We start from the raw sequence: 1,920 nt of genomic DNA on the forward strand, positions 1-1,920 counted from the left end.
TTGAGATAAATATACTTATGCAAGTCTAAAGGAGTGAAATTCTGAAGGAATTTTGTATCGAGAACCTTTGTTTGAAGGGCTTTTCTTTTGGTTCCGATTTTTTAAGTGGTCAACCTATATCAGGGACGTACACCATTGATAATTGTTTATTGTTAATTGATTGTAGCATCCTATCGATAAAAATTGTATCTCATAGAGTTTAAGTCGACACCCATGAACATTGGGCTAGTTTTGCCAGCTTAACCAATTATTGTTTTTTATGAATAGCTACAGGTTTATTATAGTTTTTTTATTTGTTATTTCTTTTAATGTTAGTTCTGCACAGAACTTAAGCTTAACGGACAAGGACTATAAGGTTAAGAGTACTTGGATGGTGGGCTTAGGTTACAATTTTGTGGATGATTCGGGAAGTGGGGGCAAAGGGTTGTTCGACATTAAGGATAATTGGAATTCCGTGGCTTTCCCATCTAGAATAAGTATCGGGAGGTACTTTAATAGTGGATTGGGGATTGAAGGGATTGCTTCCTATAACAAATACAAAGTAGGGAAAATGATTAATGGTGCGGTAAACGCTACTGAAACAGATTATCTTGCTTTTGATGCTAGACTTAGCTATGACCTAAACAAGATAATCGGGGAAACCGGCTTTTTTGATCCTTATGTAGGTGTTGGCCTGGGATATGCAGACGTAAACGACGATTTTAGGGGAACCTATAACGCGGTGGTTGGTTTTAGGACCTGGTTTTCAGATCGTGTTGGTCTAGATTTTAGTAGTTCTGGAAAATGGGGAATGGGAGACAAGGATAACCATTTGCAGCATCATGCCGGAGTAGTATATCGTTTTGGGATAGAGAAAGGACTTTCCAAAAAAGGCATGCAGAAGCTGGCCTTGATCAATGAGAACCAAAGGGTACAAGATTCCATTAACGCAGCCAAAAAAGCAGAGGAAGAAGCCAGACTACTTGCAGAGCGATTGGCAAGGGAGAAGGAGCAGGCACGTTTGGCTGCAGAGGAGAAAGCGAAAAGAGATGCCGAAAACCAAAGAAGAGCCAATATTGAAAAGCAAGTGAAGGATGTAGGTAATGTAGGCTTTGCGTTTAATTCTTCTGCTGTGAGCAAAGCGGAAAAAGAAAGACTGGATAAGTTGGCTGCAATCTTACAAGCCAATCCAACGGTTACCTTAAAGATAAGTTCACATGCCGATTCAAGGGGCTCACAAGAATATAATATGAAGCTGACCGAGAAAAGGGTGAAAAACACCATCGATTATATGATAAAGGAGCACGGAATAGATGCCAGCAGATTGGACGGGGAAGCTTTTGGTAAGAAGCAGTTGCTAAACGACTGTGATGGTACTAAACCTTGTCCGGAATTCAAGCATAGGGTTAACAGAAGATCAGAATTTGAAGTAGTGAACTTCTAATTGTAGTTAGCGATTATTTCTCGCTTCCCGCTCAGTACTAGTAAAAGTATGGGATGTCATGGGGGAGGAGGACTTTATTTAAGAAATAAATACCAGTTATGGTTCCATGTAATATTGGACCTTAGCTGGTTTTTTGTTAATGTAGCAATTGGTCAATGTAGCGATGTACCAATGGTTTAATTTGGAGATTTGCCAATTTGTTAATTTGAAAATATATAAATAATATATTAATGAGAACGTCATTTCGACAAGAGCCCTATTTCAGGGCGATTGAGAAATCTCACTAGCTGAGCATTATGGTTATTACTTGAAAGGTTAAGTTGTTAAGCTGTTATGAGGTTATGCTGTTACGAGGTTATGAAGTCGTCAGTTCGAGTGAAATTCTGAAGGAATTTTGTATCGAGAACCTTTGTTTGAAGGGCTTTTCTTTTGGTTCCGATTTTTTAAGTGGTCAACCTATATCAGGGACGTACACAATTGTTTATTGTTAATTGATT

1 protein-coding gene is annotated in these 1,920 nt (G+C 38.6%); it reads left to right on the top strand.

The window, feature by feature from the left end:
* Window positions 1–259 precede the first annotated feature (259 nt).
* Window positions 260–1,423 (top strand): OmpA family protein, encoded by a 1,164-nt coding sequence (locus BV214_RS13740; protein ID WP_086478085.1) that lies wholly within the window; start codon window positions 260–262, stop codon window positions 1,421–1,423.
* The last annotated feature ends 497 nt before the right edge of the window (window positions 1,424–1,920 follow it).

The sequence above is a fragment of the Arenibacter amylolyticus genome (assembly GCF_002150785.1).
GTDB classification, from domain to species: Bacteria; Bacteroidota; Bacteroidia; order Flavobacteriales; family Flavobacteriaceae; genus Arenibacter; species Arenibacter amylolyticus.

Bases quoted from the DNA above. Each gene is read 5' to 3' on its own strand.
- BV214_RS13740 (WP_086478085.1), top strand. From the start codon at position 260: ATGAATAGCTACAGGTTTATTATAGTTTTTTTATTTGTTATTTCTTTT.